Consider the following 23976-nt stretch of genomic DNA (forward strand, 5'->3'; position numbering starts at 1 on the left):
CGACCACCGGGGTGGTCGCGGCCAGCGAGCCCAATAACACCAGCGCCACGGCTAACAGCCTCATCGGATACCCCGCAGGGTCAGGACGGCGCCCTCGGCGCCGACGAGCACCCCGTCCGGGTGCGAGCCGACCGCACCGCCGTCGACGGCGTCGACCCCGTCGGCGCCGACCAGCAGCAGCCGCCAGCTCGACGGCGCGCCCTCGGCCTCGACCCGGATCTCGTCGCCCTGGCGGCGCGTGCGGAACGTCGTGTCCCCGACCGCGGTCACGTGATCGCCGTCGGACAGCTGGTAGACCCGCAGCGTGACGCCCTCGGCGTAGTCGTAGTCCGGCCGGTCGTCGACCGCGCCGACCGGCAGGATCGTGTTCGGGCGCACGAGCACCGGCGCGGTGAGGAAGTCGCAGCGGTCGCGCACCCAGCGCGGGCCCTGCACGGTCTCACCGGTCGACAGGTGGGTCCAGGTGCCCTCGGGGACGTAGTACGACACGTCGCCCTCGTCCGAGAACACCGGCGCGACCAGCAGGTCGTCGCCGAGCATGTACTGCCGTTCGAGGTGGGTGCAGCCCGGGTCGTCCGGGAACTCCACCACCATCGCCCGCATCACCGGCACGCCTTCGGCGCTGGCCTGCCGCGCCGCGCCGTGCAGGTACGGCATCAGCCGCAGCTTCAGCTTCGTGAAGTGCCGCAGCACGTCCACGGACTCCTCGTCGAACAGCCACGGCACGCGGTAGGACGCGCTGCCGTGCAACCGGCTGTGCGAGGACAGCAGGCCGAACGCGATCCACCGCTTGAACAACGCCGCCGACGGCGTGCCCTCGAACCCGCCGATGTCGTGGCTCCAGTAGCCGAAACCGGACAGGCCGAGCGACAGCCCGCCGCGCAGGCTCTCCGCCATCGACTCGTACGTGGCCTCGCAGTCGCCGCCCCAGTGCACCGGGAACTGCTGCGAGCCAGCCGTGGCGGACCGGGCGAACACCACCGCCTCGCCCTCGCCGCGCCGCTTGCGCAGCACGTCGAACACCGTCTGGTTGTACAGGTGGGTGTAGTAGTTGTGCATCCGCTCCGGGTCGGAGCCGTCGTGGTAGACGACGTCGGTCGGCACGCGCTCGCCGAAGTCGGTCTTGAAGCAGTCGACCCCCTGGGCCAGCAGGGCGTCCAGCTTGGCCGAGTACCAGGCGCGGGCGGCCGGGTTGGTGAAGTCGACCAGCGCCATGCCCGGCTGCCACAGGTCCCACTGCCAGACGTCGCCGTTCGGCCTGCGCAGCAGGTAGCCGTTCGCCTTGCCCTCGGCGAACAGCGGCGACCGCTGCGCGATGTAGGGGTTGATCCACACCGAGATCCGCAGGCCCCTCGCGCGCAGGCGTTCGAGCATGCCGACCGGGTCGGGGAACGTGCGCGGGTCCCACTCGAAGTCGCACCAGTGGAACTCGCGCATCCAGAAGCAGTCGAAGTGGAACACGCTCATCGGCAGGTCGCGCTGCAGCATCCCGTCGATGAAGCCCGACACCGTCTCCTCGTCGTAGTCCGTGGTGAACGACGTGGACAGCCACAGGCCGAACGACCACGCGGGCGGCAGCGCGGGCCGCCCGGTGAGCGCGGTGTACTTGCGCAGGATCTCGCGCGGCGTCGGACCGTAGATCAGGAAGTACTCCAGCGACTGGCCCTCGACGCTGAACTGGACCTTCGACACCGCCTCCGAGCCGACCTCGAACGACACGTGCCCGGGGTGGTTGACGAAGATCCCGTAGCCCGCGTTCGTGAGGTAGAACGGGACGTTCTTGTACGCCTGCTCGCTGCTCGTGCCGCCGTCGGCGTTCCAGATGTCGACGGTCTGGCCGTTCTTGACCAGCGGCCCGAACCGCTCACCCAGCCCGTAGACGGTGTCGCCGACACCCATGACCAGCTGCTCGCGGACGTGGTGCGTGCCGTCCACCGTCATGAAGCCGATGCCCTTGGCGCCGCTGCTGGTCAGCGGACGGCCTTCGGCGGTGAAGTCGACCCGCCACTCCTCGCCCCGGCGCACCCGCACCGACAGCGCGCCGGCGGTCATCACCACACCGGCGTCGTCCTCCACCACCTTGGCCTCGTGCGCGCCGTCGGACGCCGGCGAGAACGCCGGGCCCTTGGGCTCCTCACCCGAGAAGTGCGTGATCCGCACGCCGATCACGTCGGCCATCGGCGAGGTGAGCCCCAACGTGACCACGGGGCCCTTGAGCATGTCGCCGCGGTGCCGGATCGGGCGGGTCGTCGCGTGCACGACGACCTCTCCGTTCCCCGTGGCGACGTCGCGCATCTCCACCGGATGGGCGGCCTCGACCCCTGGCCGAAGCAGCCAGTACCCGTCGCTGAACTTCACCCGAACTCCAATCGGCGAAAAGCCTGGCCGTGGGCGGCCATGAACTGATGGTCGACGAGGGTGCGCCGCCGCATGATCCGGCGGGGCGCCGGTGGAACCGCGAGAACCGGCTCCACGGGTAACGGCGGGTGCGCCCGTCCCGGGGCGCGGCGGCCGTTCGACGCCGACCGCCTCACTTGACCGCTCCCGCCGTGATGCCGCGGGTCAACGCGCGTTGGAAGATCAGGAAGAAGACGATGGCCGGGATGACGCCGAGCAGCGCCGACGCGCTGGTCATGGTGGCGTCCATCATCCGCTGGCCCTGGAGCACGCCCAGCGCGACCGGCACGGTCTGGTTCTCGTTGGAGATCAGCAGCACCAGCGGGAGGAAGAACTCGTTCCAGGTCCAGATGAAGAAGAACACGAACAGCACGCCCAGCGTGGGTCGGCTGATCGGCACCACGATCCGCACCAGCGTCTGCCACTTGTTCGCGCCGTCGATGCGGGCGGCCTCCAGCAGCTCGCGCGGGAAGCCGCCGAGCGTGGAGGTGAGCAGGTAGGTGCCGAACGCGGCCTGGATCACCGTGAAGATGATGATCACGGCGAGCTTGGTGTCGTACAGGCCGGTCGCGTTGGCCAGGAAGTACAGCGGGTAGGCCAGCGCCTCCTGCGGGAGGGTGTTCGCGATGAGGAACACCACCAGGATCCACAACCGGCCCTTCACCCGGCCGATGCCCAGCGCGTAGGCGTTGAACACCGACACGACGACCGCGAGCACGGCGACCGACCCGCTGATCACCACGCTGTTGAGCAGCTTCTCGCCGAAGTCGACCCGTTCCCAGAAGGCGACGATGCCGTCCAGCGACACCCCGCTGGGCAGGTCGAGCGGACCACCGGTGGAGTACTCGGCCGGCGTCTTCACCGCGTTGAGCGCGACGAGGACGAACGGCGCCAGCATCACCGCGGCCAGCAGGACCAACGACCAGAGCACCGCGTGCCGCCTCATCGCTCACCCCGGTTCTGCACGCGCAGGAACACGGTCGTGAGGATCAGGATCAGCACGGTCAGCACCGTGGCGATGGCCGCGCCGTAGCCGACCTGGGTCTTCTCGAAGAAGTTCTGGAACGAGTAGTACGACGGCACGTTGGTCGAGCCGCCCGGCCCGCCCCTGGTCAGCACGTAGATCGGCGCGAACACTTTGAGCGCGGCGATCGTGCAGGTCAGGAGCACGACGAAGATCTCGGGGCGGATCTGCGGCACGGTGACGTGGAAGAACCGGCCCCACCACGACGCGCCGTCCAGCTCCGCGGCCTCGTGCAGCGACGGGTCGACCCGCTGCATCCCGGCCATGAAGATGACCACCGGGTAGCCGACCTGGATCCACAGCATCACGGCCATCACCGACCACAGCGCGAGATCGGGGTCGCCGAGCCAGTTCTGCGCCAGCGAGTCCAGCCCGACGGCGCGCAGCACCTCGTTCAGCGCGCCGTCCCGCGGCGCCAGGATCCAGCTCCACACGATCCCGGCCACCGCGATCGGCAGCACCTGCGGCAGGTAGACGCACGCCCGCAGGATGCTCGCGTGCTTGGACCCGAAGTGCTTGCCGATGAAGTCGAACAGGGCGGCGGCGATGACGAGTCCCGCCAGGGTCGGCAGGATCGCCATCGCCACCACCAGGCCGACGTTGTGCCGGAACGACGCCCAGAACGTGCCGTCCGACATCAGCCGGGTGTAGTTGTCCAGCCCGATCCACTCGGGCGTGCCCGCGCCGGACCACTCGGTGAAGCTGATGCCGATGTTCATCCCGAACGGCACCAGGATCACCGCGAGCAGCAGCAGGCCACCGGGGATGAGGAAGAGCAGGTACGACCCGCGGTCGCGGATCGAGGTGGGTACCAGGCTCATTTGCCGACGCTCGCCGTGTTCTCCTTGTAGTAGTCCGCCATCTCGGTCAGCACCTCGTGCGGTCCGAGGTCCCCGGTGATGAGCTTCTGCACCGACGACACCTGGGCGTCGTAGAAGCCGGGCGCGGGCCAGTCCGGGTAGAACGCGAGGCCGTCGTCCTCGGCGATCGCCTTGAAGTCCTCGTTGAGCCGCTGGGTCTTCGGGTCGGTGGCGGGGGTCCCGCTCGGCGCGACCGCGATGCCGCCCGCGTCACGCAGCTTGTCCTGGATCGCCGGCGACATGGTGATCTCGATGAAGTCGTAGGCGAGCTGCTTGTTCTTCGAGCCCTGGGGCACGACCCACAGGTTGCCGCTCGACCCGGCCGTCATGCCCGGCCACGGCACCGAGGCCCACTCGAAGTCCTTGACCTGCGCCTGCACCCGGCCGTACCACCAGCTGCCGCTGATCATGATCGGGTGCTTGCCCTGCATGAACGACAGGCCCATGTCCTCGGCCTTCACGCCGGCGGAGTCCTTGGAGATGTAACCCTCGCGCAGCCACTTGGCGAAGGTCTCCGCGCCGAACACCCACGGGTTGTCGTGGAAGTTCACGTCACCGGTGTAGCGCTGGAACCGGTCCACCCACTCGCGGTCGGCCTTGGTCAGCGCGAGCTGGTAGAGCACCTGGTGCGCTGGGTACTCCGCGCCGCCGAGCGCGAGCGGCGTGACGCCGGCGGCGGCGAACTTCGCCATCGCGGCGGTCAGCTCGTCCAGCGTCTTCGGCGCGGCCAGCCCCTGCTGGTCGAACATGGTCTTGTTGTAGTAGACCATCACGTACTCGGCGTAGTTGGGGATGCCGTACCACTTCCCGGAACCCATCACGCCGCGGTCGTCGTACTTCGCCGTGGTGTCGATGCCGGGCCCGAGCTTCTTGTCCCACCCGCGCTTGGCGACCTCTTCGCTCAGGTCGGTCAGCAGGCCCTGCTTGGACAGCAGGCCGGTGGTCGCGTTGCCCTTGTTGTACTCCAGGATGTCCGGCGCGTCCTTGGAGTTGAGCACCATCGAGGCCGTCTTCTGGATCTGCTCGAAGCCCTTCTCCTCGAACTCCACCTTCACGCCCGGGTGCGAGGCCTCGAACTGCTTGATCGCCTCCGCCCACGCCACGCCCATGGCGCTGTCCGGACCCTCGTAGTGCCACAGCTTGAGGGTGTTGGGGTCGGAGGCCCCGTCGGAACCCCCGCAGCCGGCCACGGCCAGCACGGCCGCGACCGCGGCCACCAGAAGACGCTTGGACATCAGGATGATCCCTCCACGGTGAGGTTGTCGATCCGGGCCTTCCCCGTGAAGACCAGGCACACGTCCTGCCGACCCGTCGCGCCGCGCAACGGCGACGAGACCGTGGTCCAGGAGTACTTGTCGGCCGTGGTCGGCACGGTGAGCGTGCCCACCAGCCTGCCGGTGGGACCGCCGAGGCGCACCTCGACCGTCGTCGGCGCGTCCGGGTTCGCCACCCGGGCCGTCAGCGTCCGCGACGACCGGCCGAGGTCGACGTCCTCGAACGAGATCCACTGGCCGGGCGCGGTCGAGGCGACGGCGGTACCGCGGTCCTTGGTGGTGTCCACCAGGGTCACGCCCGAGTAGTCGTCGAAGTTCTGCGCCCGCGTGGTCTTGCGCAGGTCGCGAGGCGGGATCGTCTCGCCGCGCACGCTGATCGTGCGGGTCAGCGGACCGACCGCCAGCTCGTGCGGCGCGCTCTCGACCACCGGCTTCTCCCGCGTCACGTCCCAGAACGCCAGGTCCGCCGCGCGCACGGTCAGCTCGACCGTCTTCGTCTCGCCGGGCCGCAGCTCCACCCGCTCGAACGCGCGCAACTGCTTGATCGGCTGCTGGACCCGCGACTTCTTCTGGTGGGAGTACAGCTGCACCACCTCGGCGCCGGCCCGGCGGCCCGTGTTCGTGACGTCCGCGCGGACCTTCACCTCGCCCGAGGCGTCCACCACGGTCCGGTCCAGCTCGAGCCGGGAGTACCGGAACGACGTGTAGCTCAGCCCGTACCCGAAGGGGTAGAGCGGCTTGCCCTTGAAGTACTGGTAGGTGTGCCCGGACTTCGAGATGTCGTACCGGAGCTTGTCCGGCAGGTCCGCGTCCGAGCGGTACCACGTCTGGGTCAGCCTGGCGCCGGGGTTGTGGTCGCCGAACAGGACGTCGGCGATCGCGTGCCCGGTCTCCTGGCCCGCGTGCGTGGTCCACAGGACCGCGGGCAGGTCGGCGGTGTCCCAGTCGCCCGCGTACGGGTAGCTGCTCTCCAGCACGACGATCGTGCGCGGGTTCGCCCGGCGCACCGCGTCGATCACCGCGCGCTGGCCGGCCGGCAGCACGGTGGTCTGGCGGTCGTCGTCCTCACGGCCGTTGATGAACGGCATGCTGCCGACCACGACGACGGCCGCGTCGGCGCCCTTCGCCGCCGCCACCGCGCTGTCCACGCCGCTGCGCACCACCTCGCGGCCGAACTTCGTCGCCGCCTCCGGCGTCTCGGCGGCCACGGTCAGCCTGCCGTCCGCGCCGACGAGGACGTACTTGTTCCGCCCGAACCAGGACTGCGTGACGTCGTTGCCGGTGTACTCCAGCACGAAGGAACCGTCGGGCCGGGCCACGAACCGGAACTGCTGCTGGACGAACCAGCCGTGGGGCTGGGCCGCGTTGTTGACCAGGCCGCGCCCATCACCCAACGACACCGTCTTGCCGTTCGCCGCGGTCCGCAGCGTGACCGTGCCCTCGCCCCAGTCGAACACGTCGAGGCCGCTCGCGTCGGTCGGCGTCGCCTCGGTGGCGGTGAGCACGGCGCCGGAGTCCGCAGTGGACGCCGTGACGTACTTGCCGGTCGCCAGGTCCTTCAACCGGATGCGGTCGACGCCTTCGCTCGACGTGACGTCGGCCCGTTCGGAGAGGCCCTGCACCGGCGTGATCCGGTAGGGCATCGTGCCCGAGTACCAGTCCTCGTACAGCGTGTCCGCGAGCTGACCGACGACCGCGACCTTCTTCGTGTCCGCAGTGGACAGCGGCAGGGTGTTCTTGTCGTTGCGCAGCAGCACGACCTGCTCGGCGGCCACCTCGCGGGCGAGCTCGCGGTGCTCGGGCGCGTCGATGACGTCCGGCGTGATGCTCGCGTACGGGTTGCGCCTGGCCGGGTCGAACTCGCCGAGCCGGAACCGGATCGACAGCACGTGCCGGGCGGCGTCCTCGACGTCGGCCACCGTGATCAGGCCCCGGTCGATCGCGGTCTTGATCGACGTCGTGGTCGGCGCGGAGTTCTGGTTGTCCTCGGTGAAGTTGTCCAGGCCCGCCCGGATGGCCGCCGCGTTGCCCTCGACCTCGTTCGGGTAGTACCGCTGCGAGCCGGCGACGTTCGACGCGCCGCCCGCGTCGCCGACGATCATCAGGTCCTCGTCGGTCCAGGAGCGCACGGTCTCGTCCAGCTCCGGGCCGACGTGCGTCGGGCGGCCGTTGACCAGGTTGTACGACGCCATCACGCCGGTGGCGGCGTCGGCCGAGATCGCCGGCTTGAACGCGGCCTCGTCGTAGTCCTTCAGGATCCGCGGCGGGACGATCGAGTCGACGTCGATGCGGTCGTCCTCGACGTTGTAGGCGACGTAGTGCTTCAGGGTGGGCGCGGCCTGCAGGTAGTCCGGGTGGTCGCCCTGGACGCCCCGGCCGAACGCGGTGGAGATCCGGCCGGTCAGGTACGGGTCCTCCGAGTAGCCCTCCTCGTTGCGGCCCCACCTCGGGTCGCGCAACAGGTTCACCACCGGCGCCCACAGGTTGAGGCCGTTCGACGCGGGGTTCATCGCGTGGAACCCGCGCGCCTCGCGCCCGGTGACCGCGCCGACCTCCTCGACCAGCTCGGGGTTCCAGGTGTTCGCCAGGCCGAGGGCCTGCGGGAACACCGTCGACTCGCCGAGCCACGCCACGCCGTGCAGCGCTTCCGTGCCGGTCTTGAACGCGCCGATCCCGAGCCTGGGGATCGGTGGTTGGTACTGGTGCAGCAGCGAGACCTTCTCGTCGACCGTCAACCGGCCGAGCAGGTCGTCGATCCGGGCGGCGCGCGGCAGGTCGGGGTCCCGGAACGGGAGTTCCCGGGCGTGCGCCGGCAGCGGCGCCGCGAGCAGCAACGCGACCAGCGGCAACAACAGCGTGCGGCGGACCCTCGACACCGGTCGTCCCCCTTCGTCTTCGGGGAGCGCGGAGCTCCCCGCCATCGAAGCGCTTCGACAGGGACCCTAGAGGGCCGGCCGTGACGGACGCAACAGACTGCGCGAGTGAACGTTGTTAACGCTAATTCACTTGACAAGGGCGCCTTGACACGCACACGTCATCCGGGTTAGGACTGTGACGCCGCCGCGTTCCCAAGGTATTTCGCGGGTCTACGAATGTTAGCGTTAACAAGACTGGGCAGGCCTGAAGTCGCGCGCACCGGAACCCTTCTCGCCGGCGTGACCGCGCCGTTCGGGGTTGAACGGCAGCGGACCCGCCCCCGGAGGGACGGGTCCGCGGTCGGTCAGCGAATCACGCGGTGAGCAACCGCAAGCCGTAGACGGACAGGATCTCGTTGATCGGCTGGAACCAGGTACGGCCACCGGACGAGCAGTTGCCGTAGCCGCCGGACGTGACGCCCTGCGCCTGGTCGCCGGTGATGAACGAGCCGCCGGAGTCGCCGCCCTCGGCGCACACGCTGGTGCCCGCCATCTGGTGCACGTCGCCCTGCGCGTAGTGGATGGTCTCGTTGCGGGACTGGATCACGCCGCAGTGCCAGCGGGTCGTGGAGCCCGAACGGCAGACCGACGTGCCGACCGGCGCCTCCCACGAGCCGCGCACCAAGGCGTCGGGCACCGTGCCCCAGCCGAGCACGACGGGCACGTTCCACCAGCCGCCGCCGGTGCGGACCCACGCGTAGTCGTTGCCGGGGAACGAGGAGCCGGCGAACTGGCCCTGCCAGGACCGGTCCCAGCCGTACACCTGCGCGCCCGTGCCGCCGCAGTGGCCGGCCGTGACGTAGCCGCCGTGCACCGAGAAGCCGATGGAGCAGCGGACGTTGCCGGTGTAGTACGGGTCGCCGCCGACGGTCCCGGCCGCGAACGGCACGGGCGCGGTGACGCCCTCGGTGTTCACCTGGATGGGGCCGAGCTCGCGCGCCTCGGCCAGGAACCGCTCGACCTCCGCGGTCTGCACGCCGGGTTGGACGTCGACCACCACCGCGCCGCTGCGCGGGTCCGGGTGCCAGCTGGTCACGGCCGCCGGCACCGCGCCGGACGCCGACAGCGCGTCCACGCCGTCCTTGACCCGGTCCAGCTCGGCCGCGGTCCGGCCGACCAGCCGCGCCTCGGCGCCGGTCGCCCGGACCCGGTCGGCCGCCGCCGGGTCGGTCACGCCGACCACGAGCACGCCCTTGTCCTGGTCGAACCAGCTGCCGCCGAAGGACGACCCGGCCGCGGTGCGCGCCGAGGGCGCCCGCCGGGTGGCCTTCGCCTCCAGGTCGAGCCTGGTTTGGGCCTGCTGCTCGGTCAGCCCGAAGGCAGTCCGCATCGCGGACACCAGTCCCGGCGACAGCGGTTCCGGCGCGGGCGCGGCCTGGGCGGTCGGCGCGACCACCAGCCCGCTCACCACCAGCGCGGCGGCCACACCGATCTTCGTCAACGTTGTCATTCGCACGCGGTCCTCCTTGTCCGCAGGGAGGCGCACCGGCCGATGCAGGTCGGCCGAGCACCCGAGGCAAGTCGGCGAGAGAGCGCTCTCACGGCCTGCTGGTTCAGACCATGCAACACCCGCTGCCCGCCGTCAATCCCCTGCGGCGGACCGGCCTCGCACCGCGGCGGGCGCGTGGCGCGCCGGACCGCGGCGGTCAGGGACGACTCCCGAACGGCCGCGAGCCGCGTGCGATCGCGCGGCGGCACCGCCGCGGACCACGCGGTCGACGGGCGCCGTCACGTCCGGGCGGACGGCGCCCGTCGGCTCACGAGTTGCGCAGGAAGCGGTCCAGGACGCGGACGCCGAACCGCAGGGCGTCGACCGGCACGCGCTCGTCGACGCCGTGGAACAGGCCGGAGAAGTCCAGGTCGGCGGGCAGCTTCAGCGGGGCGAAGCCGAAGTTGCGGATGCCCAGCTCCTGGAAGGACTTGGCGTCCGTGCCGCCCGAGAGCATGTAGGGCAGCACCCGCGCACCGGGGTCCTCGGCGGTGATCGACGCCGTCATCGCGTCGACCAGCGCGCCGTCGAACGTCGTCTCCACCGGCGGCAGCCCGAGCCACTCGCGCTCCACGTCCGGGCCGAGCAGCTCGGCCAGCTCGCGGTCGAACGCCTCCTCGCGGCCCGGCAGGATGCGGCAGTCCACGGTGGCCTCGGCGAACGACGGGATCACGTTCGCCTTGTACCCGGCGGACAGCATGGTCGGGTTGGCCGTGTCGCGCAGCGTCGCCCCGATCATCCGCGACAACGCGCCGAGCTTGCCGACCGAGCCCTCGATGTCGTCCTCGGGGAACTCCAGCCCGGTGATCTCCGAGACGCCGGCCAGGAACTCGCGCACGGACGGCGTGAGGATGATCGGGAACCGGTGGTTGCCCAGCTTCGTGACCGCCGCCGCCAGCTTGGCCACCGCGTTGTCGTTGTGGATCATCGAGCCGTGCCCGGCGGTGCCGCGCACGCGCAGCTTGAGCCAGCGGATGCCCTTCTCGGCGGTCTCCACCAGGTAGGCCCGGACGTCGTCCTTGAGCGTGATGGAGAACCCGCCGACCTCGCTGATCGCCTCGGTGACGCCCTCGAACAGCTCCGGCCGGTTGTCCACCAGCCACTTCGCGCCGAACAGGCCACCGGCTTCCTCGTCGGCCACGAACGCGAACACGAGGTCGCGCGGCGGCACCACGCCGTCCCGCTTGAACCGCCGCGCGACGGCGAGCGTCATCGCGACCATGTCCTTCATGTCGACCGCGCCGCGGCCCCACACGTACCCGTCCTGGACCGCGCCGGAGAACGGGTGCACGGACCACTCGGAGGCGTCGGCGGGCACCACGTCCAGGTGGCCGTGCACCAGCAGCGCGCCCCGGGACGGGTCGGCGCCGGCCAAGCGGGCGATCACGTTGCCGCGGCCCTTGGCCCCCGATTCGACGTAGGTGGTCTCGTAGCCGACCTCGGCCAGCTTCTCCGCGACCCACTCGGCGGCCGCGCGCTCCCCGACGACCGTGTCCGGATCCCCCGTGTTGGTCGTGTCGATCCTGATCAGCTCGCTGGTCAGCGACACGACCTCGTCCTGCGCGAGCCGCAGCCCGGCACCGTCATCCCAGTTGCTCACCAGGTCTTCCTACCATCCGCGACGTCCCGCGGTTCGTCAGTGCTCGGGCCCGGCGCCTCGGACGACGGCCAGCGGGCAGGGCGCGTGGTGGAGCATCGCGTGGCTGACCGAGCCGAGCAGCGCGCGCCGCACCGCGCCGTGCCCGTGGCTGCCCACGACCAGCAGCGCCGCGCCCTCCGCCTCCTGGGCCAGGACCTGGGCGGGCCGGGCCAGCGACACCACCCGCTCCGCCCGCACCTCGGGGTGGCGGGCGAGCGGTGCCTCGAACGACCTCGCGATCAGGGTGTCCGCGGACGCCCTGAGCTGCTCGACGTCCAGCCCGAGCCCGAGGCCCTGGCCCCAGGCGCCGCCCGGCGTCATCGCGTCCACCGGCAGCCCGGTGGTGGCGTGCACGCCGACCAGGGTCCCCCCGTGCCGCGACACGTGGTCCACCGCGAAGTCGATCGCGCGGTCGCTCGGCTCCGAGCCGTCGACGCCGACCACCACCCGCCCGTCGTCGGTCCCGTCGCCGCCGTCGCGGACCACCACGAGCGGTCCGGCGAAGTGGTGCGCCAGGTCCGCCGTGACCGAACCCGCGAACACCCTGGCCAACCCGGTCGCGCCGGAGGAGCCGACGACGAGCAGCGCCGCCTCCCGGCCGGCCTCGGCCAGCACGGCGGCCGGGTGCCCGTCGAACGCGCGGGTGTCCACGTCCAGCCCGGGCGCGACGCTCCGGCACTGCGCGGCGAGCTCGGCGAGGTGGTCCCTGGTGTACGCGCGGACCGCCTTCTCGCCGACGAGCTGCGGCATCGGCATGGACACGGGCGTGACCACCACCTCGGGGAACGGCCCGCGGATGACGTTCACGACGACCAGGCGCGCCCCCCGGCTCGCCGCGTCGCGCGCCGCCCAGTACGCGGCCCGCCGCGACCGCTCCGAGCCGTCGAACCCGACGACCACCGCACCGCGGCCGATCGCGCTCTCCGGGCTCTTCAGGACGTCCGGGCTGGTCATCGCCCACCTCCGCTCTCCGCGCACTCCCGTGCCACCGGGGTATCCGAGGAGTCGGAACCGACACGTGATCGGCGGGTTTTCCGGGGTCGTCGCACGCCTCGTTCGCGGAGGACCACCCGTCCGCGCTCGGCGTGCTTCGTCGGCGGTAGGGCGCGACCGCACGAGGGGCGAACGGCCCGGCTGGCAGCGTGGCGCGGTGAAGCACCTGTTCGAGCGCCGTGCACCACGACCGATCGCGGCCCGAGGAGGTCGCGGTGCGGATCAGCGGCGGTCGGGCGAGGTGCCGCCCAACCCGGTGTCAGGCCGACGGCGGTCGGACGCTGTCCCGCGACACGAGCGTCGGGCTGGACGTGCGGCGGGGCTCGTCGACCGCCCTGCCCTCGATCTGGGTGATCAGCAGGTCCAGGGCGTCACGGGCGACCGCGGCGAAGTCCGGCCGGATCGTGGTCAGCGGTGGGATGAAGTACGCGGCCTCGGGCACGTCGTCGAAGCCGACCAGGCTCACGTCGTGGGGAACCCGCCTGCCGCGCTCGCTCATCGCCCGGAGGATGCCGAGCGCCAGGTGGTCGTTCGCCGCGAAGATCGCCGTGACCTCGGGCATCCGCGCCAATACCTGACCCGCCCGGTACCCGGACGCGGCGCTCCAGTCCGCGGACATGATCGGCGGCACCTCCGCCGACACGGCCTCCAGCGCCGACCGCCAGCCCTCGATCCGGCCGGCGCTGTCGAACCAGTCGGGCGGGCCCGAGACGTGCCACACCGTGCGGTGACCCGCCCGCAACAGGTGGGACGTGGCGGCGAACGCGCCCGCCGCCTGGTCGACGGTCACCAGCGGGGTCGAGCGCTCGGCGTCGCCGTCGACCATCACCAGCGGCACGCCGGCGGACACCGTGTCCACCGCGTCGTGGGCCGACGCGGTCGGTGCGATGACGACGATCCCCGCCACCCGCTGGTCGCGGTGCCGCTCCAGGGCCGTGGTGATCGACTCGCGGTCCAGCACGTTCACCCGGTGCGCGGTCACCACGAACCCGGCCTCCACCGCCACCTGCTCGAACGCCGCCAGCAGCGAGATCGGCCCGCACAGGGTCGTGTTCTGGGCCACCACCCCGATCAGCTGCGAGCGGCCCGTCACCAGTGCGCGGGCGGCGCGGTTGGGGCGGTAGCCCAACTCCTCGATCGCCGCCTGGACCCGCAAGCGCGTCTGCTCCTGGACGTACGGGTGCCCGTTGAGCACGCGCGACACCGTCTGGTGCGAAACCCCGGCGAGCCGGGCGACGTCGGCCATCGCGGGCGCACTGGAAGTCCTGTTCCCCACTAATGGTCCCATCTGCGCGGAACCGGCCGCGAGGTAGACCGACCGCGGACGGCCGCTGACCGCCGCGGCACGCCGGGCACGGTCGGTGGTCGGGACGGCACGCCGAAACGACCACGCACATCGGGATTGGCGCCGGGCAGTCGACATCGCGGCCGATCGACGATGATCAGCAAGTCAATGTAGCCATATTTCCACCCGCCGGTCAACGCGCGTGAATGCTAAATATTCGAGTCCGATTTTTAGCTCCCACCGGCCACGGCAACGCAGAGCAGTGACCGACCCTTCCGCAAGTGTTTCGTGCGCGTCCTCGAGCGGGAACAGTCTTGACACCCATTTGTGTTATCGCTAACACTGTCCCGCAGCACGATGTTGCCGCTGCCAGCTCACCGGAACCAGGCCGTCTCGGGCGGCGATGTTAGCGATCACATCCACCCCCTCACGCCCTCGTGAAGGAACGTCATGCCACTTTCCGATTGACGTTCGCGGTAATAGACCCCACGGGCTGGGCCGCGTTGTCGCCACGCCCCGGGCTTCGCCCCACGCCTTCCGCCACAACCGCGTCTGGAGTCGTCCATGCCCGTGACCGCCCACGCTCGCCCGCGCACCCGGCGCCCGAACCGCGCACTGCGGCTCGTCGCCACGGCGGTCGCGGTGGCCGCTTTGATCGGCGCGGCCCTCGCCTCGGTCGGCCCACCGGCCCAAGCGGCGGACGAGTGGACGCCCGAGCCGTCGTACACGTCGACCGACAAGGGCGACGGCACCTACTCCGTCCCCCTGGTCAACTCCGACGTGCCGGACGTGAGCGTGGAGCGCGTCCCGGCGGCGGAGAACGACGAGGGCCGCGACCTCTACTACATGATCAGCACGACGATGCACCTGAGCCCGGGCGCGCCGATCATGAAGTCCTACGACCTCGTGAACTGGGAGATCGTCAACTACGTCTTCGACCGGGCGGACATCGGCGACTCGTTCTCGCTGCGCAACGGCCAGAACTCCTACGGCCAGGGCCAGTGGGCGTCGTCGCTGCGCTACCACCGCGGGCAGTTCTACGTCGCCTTCAACACCAACAACCTCGGCGGCTCCTACCTCTACCGCACCGACGACATCGAGGACGGGGCGTGGACGCGGATGCCGCTGGGGCGCGCGTTCCACGACCCGTCGCTGTACTTCGACGAGCGCGACGGCGGCACGCCGTACATCTTCTACGGGTCGGGTTCGACCAGCGCGGTCAAGCTGGACAGCACCCTGACCCGGGTGGTGGCGGAGTACCCGAACATCCTGCGGCCGTCGGACTACCCGGGATCACCGTTCCTCGGCGGGCTGTTCGAGGGCGCCCAGGTGCAGTACATCGACGGGAACTACTACATCGTGATCATCACCTGGCCGGCGGGGCAGGGCCGCCAGGTGGCGCTCTTCCGCTCGCCGGAGCTGCTCGGGCGTTACGCGACGGCCGACGGCAGCAACCCGTACCAGGCGCGCGGCGCGTTGAACTCGAACGGCTTCGCGCAGGGCAGCCTCGTGCCGATCGCGCGTGACGGCGGCCGGACCGACTGGTACGGCATGTTCTTCCGCGACTCGTTCCCGGTCGGCCGCATCCCGGCGCTGATCCCGGCCACGTGGCAGGACGGTTGGCCCACCTTCGGTGACGCCGGCGTGGTGCCGGTGAACGGGGTGTTCGACAAGCCGATCCGGCTGAGCCCGGCGCAGGAGGCCTTGGAGCGGCAGAAGAGCCTCGTCGCCTCGGACGACTTCGCCAACGACGCGCCGCACAAGGCGTACATGGACGAGCGGTGGACCATCCCGACCCCGCCCGTCGTCGACGAGTCGCTCATCGGCGTGGAACTGGTGCGCAACCCCGGCTTCGAGTCCGGCGCCGTGTCGCCGTGGGCGGCCCAGTTCGGCGCGCGGCTCAGCCTGGAGCCGGCCGACGGCTCCACGGCGTTGCGGGTGGCCGACCGGACCGTCAACGGCTCGGGGCCGAACCAGTCCCTGGACGGCGTGTTGCAGCGCGGCGTGACGTACGCGGTGTCGGCGAGGGTCAAGTACGCCGCCGGCCCGGCGACCGTGCGGTTCAACCTCGTCGCCGACTGGGGCGCCGGTGTCCAGGTGATGGCGTCCGGGGACGTCCCGGCCGGTCGGTGGACGACGGTCTCGGGCCGGTTCACCGTGCCGGGCACGGCCGCGACCGGCAAGGTGAAGTTCGCGGTCGAGACGCCGTGGGCCAACCCGCAGCCGCCCTCGTCCAGCGTCGAGTACCTGCTCGACGACGTCTCGGTCGTGGGTCAGCCGGTGACCACCGAGCACCCGTCCGAGGACGAGATCAGGCCCAACGGCTCGCGGCTCGGCCTGCACTGGGAGTGGAACCACGCCCCGGACAACCGGCACTGGTCCCTCACCGACCGCGAGGGCTGGTTGCGGCTCACCACCGGCAAGGTCGTCACCGGCGACTACCTCTACACCAAGCTGTCGAACCGGGCCGAGCTGACGTGGTTCGAGGAGGCGCGCAACACGCTCTCGCAGCGGACGTTCGGCCCGAAGGGCTCGGCGGAGACCAAGCTCGACTTCTCCGGGATGCGGGACGGCGACGTCGCGGGCCTGGCGATGTACAACCGCGGCTTCTCCTACGTCGCGGTGAAGCGCGTCGACGGCCGCAACACCCTCGGGGTGGTCAACCGGGTCCAGCCCTTCCCGGTCACGTTCGACCAGTCGACGGCGGAGAGCTTCGTGCCCGGGACCGAGGTGCCGCTCGACGACGCCACGGTGGTCCACCTCAAGGGCGACGTGGAGTTCGACGCGCCGACCGGTCAGGGCTGGACCACGTTCTACTACAGCCTGGACGGCCGCGCCTGGCACAAGCTGGGCAACCGCGTCGGGCCTCAGACGCTGGACGGCAGCCTGGCCCACTTCATGGGCCACCGGTGGGGCCTGTTCGACTACGCGACCAAGCGGGCGGGCGGGAGCGTGGACTTCGACCACTTCCTGCTCAGCGACACCCTGACCGCGGCGGGCGAGCCGCTCGACACCGGCGACCTGGACGCGGCGATCGCCCACGCGTCCACCTTGGACGAGCACCACTACCCCGCGGCGGCGTGGTCCGCCATGCGCGACGCGCTGGGCAAGGCGCAAGCCGCGCGGGCGTCCACCTTCGGGACGCAGAACCAGGTCGACGCGCCCGAGCGGGCGTTGAGCCTGGAGCTGGCCCGGCTCGGGGTGGCGCGGTTCCCGGTGGCGGTCGAGGTGTCCGCCCGCACCCGGTGCGCCGGGCCCAAGGTCGTGCTCACCGTCGAGTTCACCAACCACGAGGCGGTCCCGGTGGACGTCTCGGTCGAGACGCCGTACGGCACGAAGTCGTTCGACGACGTCCCGGCCGGCAAGACCCGCTCGCACCCGTTCATGACCCGGCAGTCGAGCGTGCCGGCGGGATCGGCCTCGGTCACCGCGTCGGCGACGGTCGACGGCAAGCCGCGTTCGGTCGTGCTCGAAGCACCGCACGACGCGCACGCCTGCAAGTAACCCGCGGTACCCAGCACAAGGAGAATCTCGTGGATCGACAACGTCCGCAGCGGTCGGGACGGCGAAGAGCAGTCGTCCTCGCCGCCGTCGGCGCCCTGTTCGCGGCCGGTCTCGCGGCCACCCCGGCGGCGACCGCCGCCGAGCCGAACCTCATCACCAACCCCGGCTTCGAGGACGGCCTCACCGGCTGGACCGTCAACAGCGGCAACGCCACCGACGGCGCCGTGCTGTCCACGACCGCCGACGCCCACTCGGGCTCGGGCGCCGTGCAGGTGACCAACCGGAAGACGACCGGTTCGGGACCGGCGCAGGACCTGGCCGGCAAGGTGCAGGCCGGCAAGACCTACACGGTCACCGCGTGGGTGAAGTACGAGAACGCGGCCAGCCCCGCGACCAAGCAGTTCTTCGTGACCATGCACTACGGCGGCTCGACCTACACCAACCTCGGCACGGGCACGGTGCCGAGAGGGCAGTGGGGCCTGCTCCAGAGCACGTTCACGATCCCCGCGGGGCAGTCCGTCACCACGCCCCGCGTCTTCGTCGAGACGCCGTGGACGGCCGACCCGGGTGCCGCGCCGGCCACCCACCTGATGGACTTCAAGGTGGACGACGTCGTCCTGCGCGAGTTCACCCCGTCGACCACCATCGAGGTCCTCGGCAAGAACCCCGGCGAGGGCAACCCGCTGATCTCCCACAAGTTCGGCGCGGACGGCAACGCGTTCGTGCACGACGGCCGGGTCTACGTGTACATGACCAACGACACCCAGGTGTACAACCCGGGCCCCGACGGGACCTCGCCGACCAACACCTACGGCGGGATCAACACCATCACCGTCATCTCCTCCGACGACCTGGTCAACTGGACCGACCACGGCGAGATCCCGGTGGCCGGGCCGAACGGCCTCGCCAAGTACGCCTCGCAGTCCTGGGCGCCCGCGGTCGAGAGCCGCGTCGTCGGCGGCAAGGAGCAGTTCTTCCTGTACTTCGCCAACAACGGCGCCGCGACCGGCGTCCTGGTCGGCGACTCGCCGCTGGGCCCCTGGCGCGACGAGCGCGGCAGCCTGCTCATCACCAGCCAGACCCCCGGCGCCTCGGACGGCCGCAACTGGCTGTTCGACCCGGGCGCGTTCGTCGACGACGACGGTCAGGCCTACCTCTACTTCGGTGGCGGCGGCAACGACGGCTCCAACTCCGCCGAGAACACCAACCACCCCAAGTCCACGCGCGTGATCAAGCTCGGCGACGACATGATCAGCACCGTGGGGTCGGCCGAGACCATCGACGCGCCGCTGATGTTCGAGGCGGGTCACGTCTTCAAGCGCGAGGGCAAGTACTACTACTCGTACTCGTCGAACTTCGGGTTCGGCGGCCCGATCGACCCGAACGGCCCGCCGACCGGCGCCATCGCCTACCTCATGGCCGACAGCCCGATGGGCCCGTGGACGCCCGACAAGTACGCGGGCGTCATCTTCAAGAACCCCGGCGTCTACTTCGGCGCCGGCGGCAACAACCACCAGTCGGTCTTCGAGCTGAACGGCGAGCACTACTTCACCTACCACGCCCAGACGCTGAACCGCCGCATCACCGGCGGCGCGACGCAGGGGTTCCGCAGCCCGCACATCGCGAAGCTGGAGTTCAACGCCGACGGCACCGTGAAGGAGGTCCTCGGCACCTTCGACGGCGTCGAGCAGATCCGCCACCTCGACCCCTACCGGGTGGTCGAGGCGGAGACCATCGCCTGGCAGCAGGGGCTGGCCACCAAGCGGCTCACCGCGCCGAACGACCTGCCGAACCTGGCCCTGCACGACGTCGACAACGGTGACTGGACGTCGCTGGCCTCGGCGGACTTCGGGTCCGGGGCCACCGGGGTGTCGGCGCGCGTCAAGCCGCTCACGGCGGGCACGAGCATCCAGGTCCGCCTGGACGACCGCGCCGGGCCGGTCGTCGCCACCATCCCGGTCGACGCGCCGGTCGGCGAGTGGGCCGAGGTCGGCGCCGAGCTCGACGGCGTGTCGGGCGTGCACGACGTGTACTTCACGTTCGTCGGCCCCGACGGCAAGGACCTGGTCGAGGTCGACAGCTGGCGGTTCGCCAAGCCGTCGTTGAAGGTCGCGACCAGTGCGGACACCCGGTGCGCGGGCCCGCACGTCAAGCTCACCGTGCACGTGACCAACAACGAGTCCGTGCCGGTCGACGTCGTGGTCGAGACGCCGTTCGGCGCCAAGTCGTTCGACGACGTCGAGCCGGGCAAGAGCCGGTCCCACCCGTTCAACTCCCGGCGGTCGACCGTGGACGCGGGGGCGGCGGCGGTCACGGCGACCGCCACCGTGGACGGGCAGGAGGTGTCGCTCGGGCTCACCGCGCCGTACGACGCGCACTCCTGTCGCTGACGGCGTGACCGCATGAACGAGGCGGCCCGGGAAGTTCCCGGGCCGCCTCGTCGTCTGCGGGTCGTGCCTCGACGGCCGTGGTCAGGCGATCGTGCAGGTGGCGTTGCCGAGGGTGTAGGCGGTGGGTTTGCCGGTGTTGCCGGTGTGGGTGGCCTGGAAGCCGATGCCCACCGACGCGCCGGGCGCGATGGTCGCGTTGTACGAGACGTTGCGCGCGGCCACCTGTCCGGACGTGGGCGAGTAGGTGGCGTTCCAGCCGGAGGTGATCGCCTGACCCGGTGGGAGGGTGAAGGTCAGGGTCCAGCCGTTGACCGCGGTGGTCCCGGTGTTGGTGATGGTGATGTCGGCGGTCAGCCCGGTGTTCCAGGCGTTGGTGGTGTTGGTGACGCGACAGGTGCCGGGTTCCGGCTGACCCGTCGTGGTCGTGGTTGTCGTCGTAGTGGTCGTGGTGCTCGTCGTCGTGGTCGTGGTCGTTGTCGTCGGACCGCTCTGGAACTGGGTGAAGAACCGCCACGTCTCGGCCGGCAACCAGGTCCGGGAGCCGCTGTCGCCGGGTGCGCCGTCCTGCGGCGCGGCGATGTGCCCCTCGTCGAACGCAGCCCAGACCACCGGGTAGCCCTCGCGGCACCCCGAGTAGGTCGTGGTCACATGGGTCAGGCTGCCCTGCGACGGCTCACGCGGGCTCTGGGCGGCGCACCCGTTGTTGCGGACGAAGCGGTCGCGCATCGACCGGCCGCCCGAGATGCCGAGGACGTTGTCCCGCAGGCCGTGCGCGGCGAAGTAGGCGATGGGCTGGGTGCCGCCACTGCACCCGCTGAGCTGGCCCACGGCGTAGACCGCGACCGCGCGGAAGACGTCCGGCCGGGCGCAGGCGACGGCGTAGCTCATGGCCGCGCCGTAGCTGAAGCCGACGGCGAAGCGCTGCGTGGTGTCGACGCAGAGGCCGGCGTCGAGTTGCCGGTTGATGTCGTCGACGAGCGTGATGTCCTCGCCGCCGGAGTTGGCCCAACCGCTGTTCAGGCCCTGGGGCGCGACGAAGATGGTGCTGTTGTCGGCCAGGCGCTGGAGCCCGTAGTAGGCCCAGACGTCCGTCTGCACGGTCCGGCCGGTGGCGACGTCGGTGGCCGAGCCGTTCAGCCAGTGGAAGCCGAAGACCACCCGGTAGGGGCGGTTCACGTCGTAGTTGTCCGGGACCCGCAGGATGTAGCTGCGGGACTTGCCGCTGCTCTGGATCGTGATCGTGCCGCTGCGCAGCGACGGCGCCTTGCCGCAGCCCGCGGTCGCCGCCGCGGCGCCGACCGCCGCGGCCGAGGTGCGCTCGCCGAGGTCGCCGCTCAACACCGTGCCGATGGAGGCCACGACGAGCAGCGCCGCCGCCGCGACCGAGCCCAGGATCGACCTTCGCCTTGTCATCGCACTGCTCCTCCCGTTGTCGGGTCGGGGTTCGCGGTCGCTCAGGAGGTGGAACACGGCGCACCGTTGAGGGTGAAGGAGGCCGGTTTGGCGGTGTTGCCGTTGTGGGTCGCCTGGAAGCCGATGCCGATCGAGGCGTTGGGCGCGATCACGGGGTTGTAGGCCACGTTGCGCGCGGTCACCTGCCCGGACGTGGGCGAGTAGGTGGCGCTCCAGCCGGAGGTGATCGTCTGCCCGCTCGGCAACGTGAAGACCAGCGACCAGCCGTTGATCGCCGTGGAGCCGGTGTTGGTGATGGTGAGGTTCTCGGTGAGGCCGGTGTTCCAGGCGTTGACCGTGCCTGTGACGCGGCACGACTCCGAGCCGCCCGGCGTGGTGGTCGTCGTCGTGGTGGACGTCGTGGTGGACGTCGTCGTGCTCGTGGTGGTCGTCGTCGTGGTCGTGCTGGTCGGGCCACCGGGCCGGTCCAGGCCGAAGAACGCGATGGCCTGGGCTGCCATGCCGCCGGCGGGCAGGCTGTGCCCGGCGCCCTGGATGCTGTAGGCCTCGACCTGGGTGGTGCCGGAGGTGTCGTTGTAGCGGCGCCGGTTCCAGTTGGTCTGCGGGGTGTCGGTGGACGACGGCGTCTGGCTCAGGCCGAACACGTTGGTCCACTGCTCGATGCTCTCCTGGAGCAGCGCGTACGGCACGAGGGTGTCGTTGGTGCCGTGCCAGAGCTGGACGCGCGGCCGCACGCCGGTGTAGCCGGGGTAGGCCTGGCGCACCGCGTCGCCCCACTGCTGCGGGGTGCGGTTCGCTCCCCCGTTACCCGTGCACTTGCTGCTGCCGGGCGGGAAGTCGGCGGCGTTGGCGAAGCAGTTGAAGGGCACGCCCATGAACGACGCACCCGCCTTGAACACGTCCGGGTACAGGGCGAGCATGTGCTGGGTCATCATGCCGCCGGACGACGATCCCGTGGCGTAGACCCGGTTGGGGTCGCCTCCGTAGCGCTGCTGGACGTAGTTGACCATCGACACGATCGACACGGGGTCGCTGCCGCCGCCGCGGCGCTTGGCCGCGTCGGACCACGTGTCGAAGCACTTGCCGAACCCGGCCTGCTGCTCGGCGCTGGGGTAGATGACGACGAAACCGTGCCGGTCGGCCAGCGAGGCGAACTCGCTGCCGGAGTAGAAGCCGGGGCCCGAGCCGCCGCAGCCGTGCATGGCCACGACGATCCCGGGGTTGGCCGGGCGGGAATCGGGCACGTAGACGTGCATCCGCATCCCACCGGGGTTGGAGCCGAAGTTGGTGACCTCCGTCAACGACGCCGCGGACGCGGGCGTTGAGGCGACGGAGACGAGGCCGGCCACGACGAGTGACGTCGCGGCGGCGAGTAGCAGGCTCGGTTTGACCTTCATGCGCTTGACTCCTTTGTGTCGCGCACGGCCGGACAGGGTGCTGGCAGCGGGCCGGGTGCGACCCGCGGTGCGGCGGAGGGAGAGCCACGCGTGGACGTGTCCGGCGGGTGACCAGCCGATGCGATCGAGCGCACGGACTCGGCTGATCGGACGCCGTCCATCGTGTGACACTTAGAGTGCCGCCCGGTCGAGAAACTGTCAATCGACCGTCTCGCCCGGTCGGTGTGGCCGTGCGACGGGATCGCGCCCGATTAGGGTCGGTGGTGACGACCTGTCCGAGCCACCGCCGGAGCCGCCGTGACCAGCCCGTACGACATCGAGGAGATCTTCCCGGACGACGCGGTCCGGCTTCCCCGGCGGCAGTCCGGCAACTCACCGCAGGGCCTGACCGTGACCCTGCTCGCCGACTACACGCTGCGGACCGGCGCCTGGCTGCCGTCGGCCGCGATCGTGGCGCTGCTCGCCGAGGCGGGTGTCAGCCACGCCGGGGCGCGCACCACCATCAGCAGGCTCGCCCGTCGCGGTGTCCTCGAAGGCAGCAAGCAGGGCCGCAACAGCTCCTACCGGCTCACCTCGGCCGCCGCCCTCGACCTCGCCGCCGGAGGTCGGTCCATCGTCGCCGCGGCGGCCGCCGCCGAGCCGTGGGACCACCGGTGGACGTTGATCGCCTTCTCGCTGCCGCAGGACGAGGTCGCGCGGCGGCGGGAGGTCCGCAGCCGGCTGCGCTGGTTCGGCTGCGCGCCCCTCTACGACGGCCTCTGGATCTCGCCGCACGACCTCACCGACAAGGCCAGGGCGCAGCTGGCCGAGCTCGCCGCCGGCACCATGACCGTCTTCCGCGCCCGCCACGTCGACCTCGGTGAGCGGACCGGCCGCAACCCCCTCGACGCCTGGGACACCACCGCCATCGCCCGCCACTACGACGCGTTCATCCGGCGCTGGCGGCCGCTGCTGCCCGACATCCGCGCCTCCCGGATCACCGGGATCGAAGCGGTCCGCGCCCGCACCGAGGTCATGGACACCTACCGCCGCCTGCCCATCCTCGACCCGCGCCTGCCGCTGGAGCTGCTGCCGCCGGGCTGGCTGCGCGAACCCGCCCGCAACCTGTTCACCGCCGTCTACGACGGCCTCGCGGGCCCCGCCCAGGGTCACGTGCGCGCCGTCGTGAGCCGGTTCACCACCGACCCGCCCACCGCCGTGCAGGCCCACACCGTCGCGGACATGCTCGACGGCCTGCACGGCGCGTGGCAGCCCGTCGCCGAACCGGGCACGGCCTCCCGCTGATCACCTGAGCCCCCACTTCCGGGGGGGCCCGGCCGGGCGGCGCGGGCCCGGGCGGCCCGGGGGGGGGCGGGGCGGGGGGGGGGGTGGGGGCCGGGGTGGGAACCCGAGAAGA

General features: G+C 71.1%; 14 protein-coding genes. 3 read left to right on the forward strand and 11 right to left on the reverse strand.

The features are described 5' to 3' along the window. Positions 1–60: 60 nt before the first annotated feature. From yicI to ABTZ99_RS41235, 9 genes are all read right to left on the reverse strand, one after another. Positions 61–2358 carry an alpha-xylosidase gene (yicI, locus tag ABTZ99_RS41195; protein WP_498784149.1) on the reverse strand — a complete coding sequence of 766 codons (2298 nt, stop codon included), beginning with the start codon at positions 2356–2358 and terminating at the stop codon, positions 61–63. 172 nt (positions 2359–2530) lie between these two features. Beyond that, entirely contained in the window at positions 2531–3343 is an 813-nt protein-coding gene (locus tag ABTZ99_RS41200) for a carbohydrate ABC transporter permease (protein ID WP_498784151.1), read from the reverse strand. Further along, complete coding sequence (locus ABTZ99_RS41205; protein ID WP_498784153.1) at positions 3340–4242, reverse strand: carbohydrate ABC transporter permease; 903 nt, start codon at positions 4240–4242, stop codon at positions 3340–3342. The genes ABTZ99_RS41200 and ABTZ99_RS41205 overlap by 4 nt, the downstream gene beginning before the upstream one ends. Then, on the reverse strand, positions 4239–5516 hold the full coding sequence (locus tag ABTZ99_RS41210; RefSeq protein WP_499618475.1) for an ABC transporter substrate-binding protein: 1278 nt from the start codon (positions 5514–5516) through the stop codon (positions 4239–4241). The genes ABTZ99_RS41205 and ABTZ99_RS41210 overlap by 4 nt, the downstream gene beginning before the upstream one ends. Then, complete coding sequence (locus tag ABTZ99_RS41215; RefSeq protein WP_499618477.1) at positions 5516–8431, reverse strand: glycoside hydrolase family 3 protein; 2916 nt, start codon at positions 8429–8431, stop codon at positions 5516–5518. The genes ABTZ99_RS41210 and ABTZ99_RS41215 overlap by 1 nt, the downstream gene beginning before the upstream one ends. Positions 8432–8783: 352 nt before the next feature. Continuing rightward, positions 8784–9920, reverse strand: coding sequence for a S1 family peptidase (locus ABTZ99_RS41220; protein WP_499618484.1), 1137 nt, complete (start codon positions 9918–9920; stop codon positions 8784–8786). A 307-nt stretch (positions 9921–10227) separates the two neighbouring features. Further along, complete coding sequence (locus ABTZ99_RS41225) at positions 10228–11559, reverse strand: M20/M25/M40 family metallo-hydrolase (RefSeq protein ID WP_498784159.1); 1332 nt, start codon at positions 11557–11559, stop codon at positions 10228–10230. A 36-nt stretch (positions 11560–11595) separates the two neighbouring features. Continuing rightward, positions 11596–12552, reverse strand: coding sequence for a universal stress protein (locus ABTZ99_RS41230; protein WP_498784161.1), 957 nt, complete (start codon positions 12550–12552; stop codon positions 11596–11598). 298 nt (positions 12553–12850) lie between these two features. Next, the gene (locus ABTZ99_RS41235; RefSeq protein WP_498784163.1) at positions 12851–13837 is read right to left on the reverse strand and encodes a LacI family DNA-binding transcriptional regulator; all 987 of its coding nucleotides are present in this window, start codon (positions 13835–13837) and stop codon (positions 12851–12853) included. 603 nt (positions 13838–14440) lie between these two features. Here ABTZ99_RS41235 and ABTZ99_RS41240 point away from each other — a divergent pair. After that, positions 14441–17380, forward strand: coding sequence for a beta-xylosidase family glycoside hydrolase (locus tag ABTZ99_RS41240; protein WP_498784165.1), 2940 nt, complete (start codon positions 14441–14443; stop codon positions 17378–17380). A gap of 29 nt (positions 17381–17409) precedes the next feature. Beyond that, positions 17410–19770: a family 43 glycosylhydrolase gene (locus ABTZ99_RS41245; protein WP_499618480.1), complete on the forward strand. Its 2361-nt coding sequence runs from the start codon at positions 17410–17412 to the stop codon at positions 19768–19770. Positions 19771–19851: 81 nt separating this feature from the next. Here ABTZ99_RS41245 and ABTZ99_RS41250 read toward each other — a convergent pair whose 3' ends face one another. Together ABTZ99_RS41250 and ABTZ99_RS41255 are read right to left on the reverse strand one after the other, a co-directional pair. After that, positions 19852–21183 (reverse strand): CE1 family esterase, encoded by a 1332-nt coding sequence (locus tag ABTZ99_RS41250; protein ID WP_498784169.1) that lies wholly within the window; start codon positions 21181–21183, stop codon positions 19852–19854. Positions 21184–21224: 41 nt separating this feature from the next. Then, complete coding sequence (locus tag ABTZ99_RS41255) at positions 21225–22580, reverse strand: extracellular catalytic domain type 1 short-chain-length polyhydroxyalkanoate depolymerase (protein ID WP_498784170.1); 1356 nt, start codon at positions 22578–22580, stop codon at positions 21225–21227. 297 nt (positions 22581–22877) lie between these two features. On the opposite strand from ABTZ99_RS41255, the gene ABTZ99_RS41260 reads away from it, so the two are divergent. Further along, the gene (locus ABTZ99_RS41260; protein WP_499618482.1) at positions 22878–23864 is read left to right on the forward strand and encodes a PaaX family transcriptional regulator; all 987 of its coding nucleotides are present in this window, start codon (positions 22878–22880) and stop codon (positions 23862–23864) included. Positions 23865–23976: the final 112 nt, after the last annotated feature.

It is taken from the genome of Actinosynnema sp. NPDC002837, assembly GCF_040295345.1.
Lineage (GTDB): Bacteria > Actinomycetota > Actinomycetes > Mycobacteriales > Pseudonocardiaceae > Actinosynnema.

Coding starts and splice junctions, on each gene's coding strand:
- ABTZ99_RS41220 (WP_499618484.1), bottom strand. CDS start 9,920: ATGACAACGTTGACGAAGATCGGTGTGGCCGCCGCGCTGGTGGTGAGC.
- ABTZ99_RS41240 (WP_498784165.1), top strand. CDS start 14,441: ATGCCCGTGACCGCCCACGCTCGCCCGCGCACCCGGCGCCCGAACCGC.
- ABTZ99_RS41255 (WP_498784170.1), bottom strand. CDS start 22,580: ATGAAGGTCAAACCGAGCCTGCTACTCGCCGCCGCGACGTCACTCGTC.
- ABTZ99_RS41250 (WP_498784169.1), bottom strand. CDS start 21,183: ATGACAAGGCGAAGGTCGATCCTGGGCTCGGTCGCGGCGGCGGCGCTG.
- ABTZ99_RS41205 (WP_498784153.1), bottom strand. CDS start 4,242: ATGAGCCTGGTACCCACCTCGATCCGCGACCGCGGGTCGTACCTGCTC.
- ABTZ99_RS41230 (WP_498784161.1), bottom strand. CDS start 12,552: ATGACCAGCCCGGACGTCCTGAAGAGCCCGGAGAGCGCGATCGGCCGC.
- ABTZ99_RS41235 (WP_498784163.1), bottom strand. CDS start 13,837: ATGGCCGACGTCGCCCGGCTCGCCGGGGTTTCGCACCAGACGGTGTCG.
- ABTZ99_RS41200 (WP_498784151.1), bottom strand. CDS start 3,343: ATGAGGCGGCACGCGGTGCTCTGGTCGTTGGTCCTGCTGGCCGCGGTG.
- ABTZ99_RS41210 (WP_499618475.1), bottom strand. CDS start 5,516: ATGTCCAAGCGTCTTCTGGTGGCCGCGGTCGCGGCCGTGCTGGCCGTG.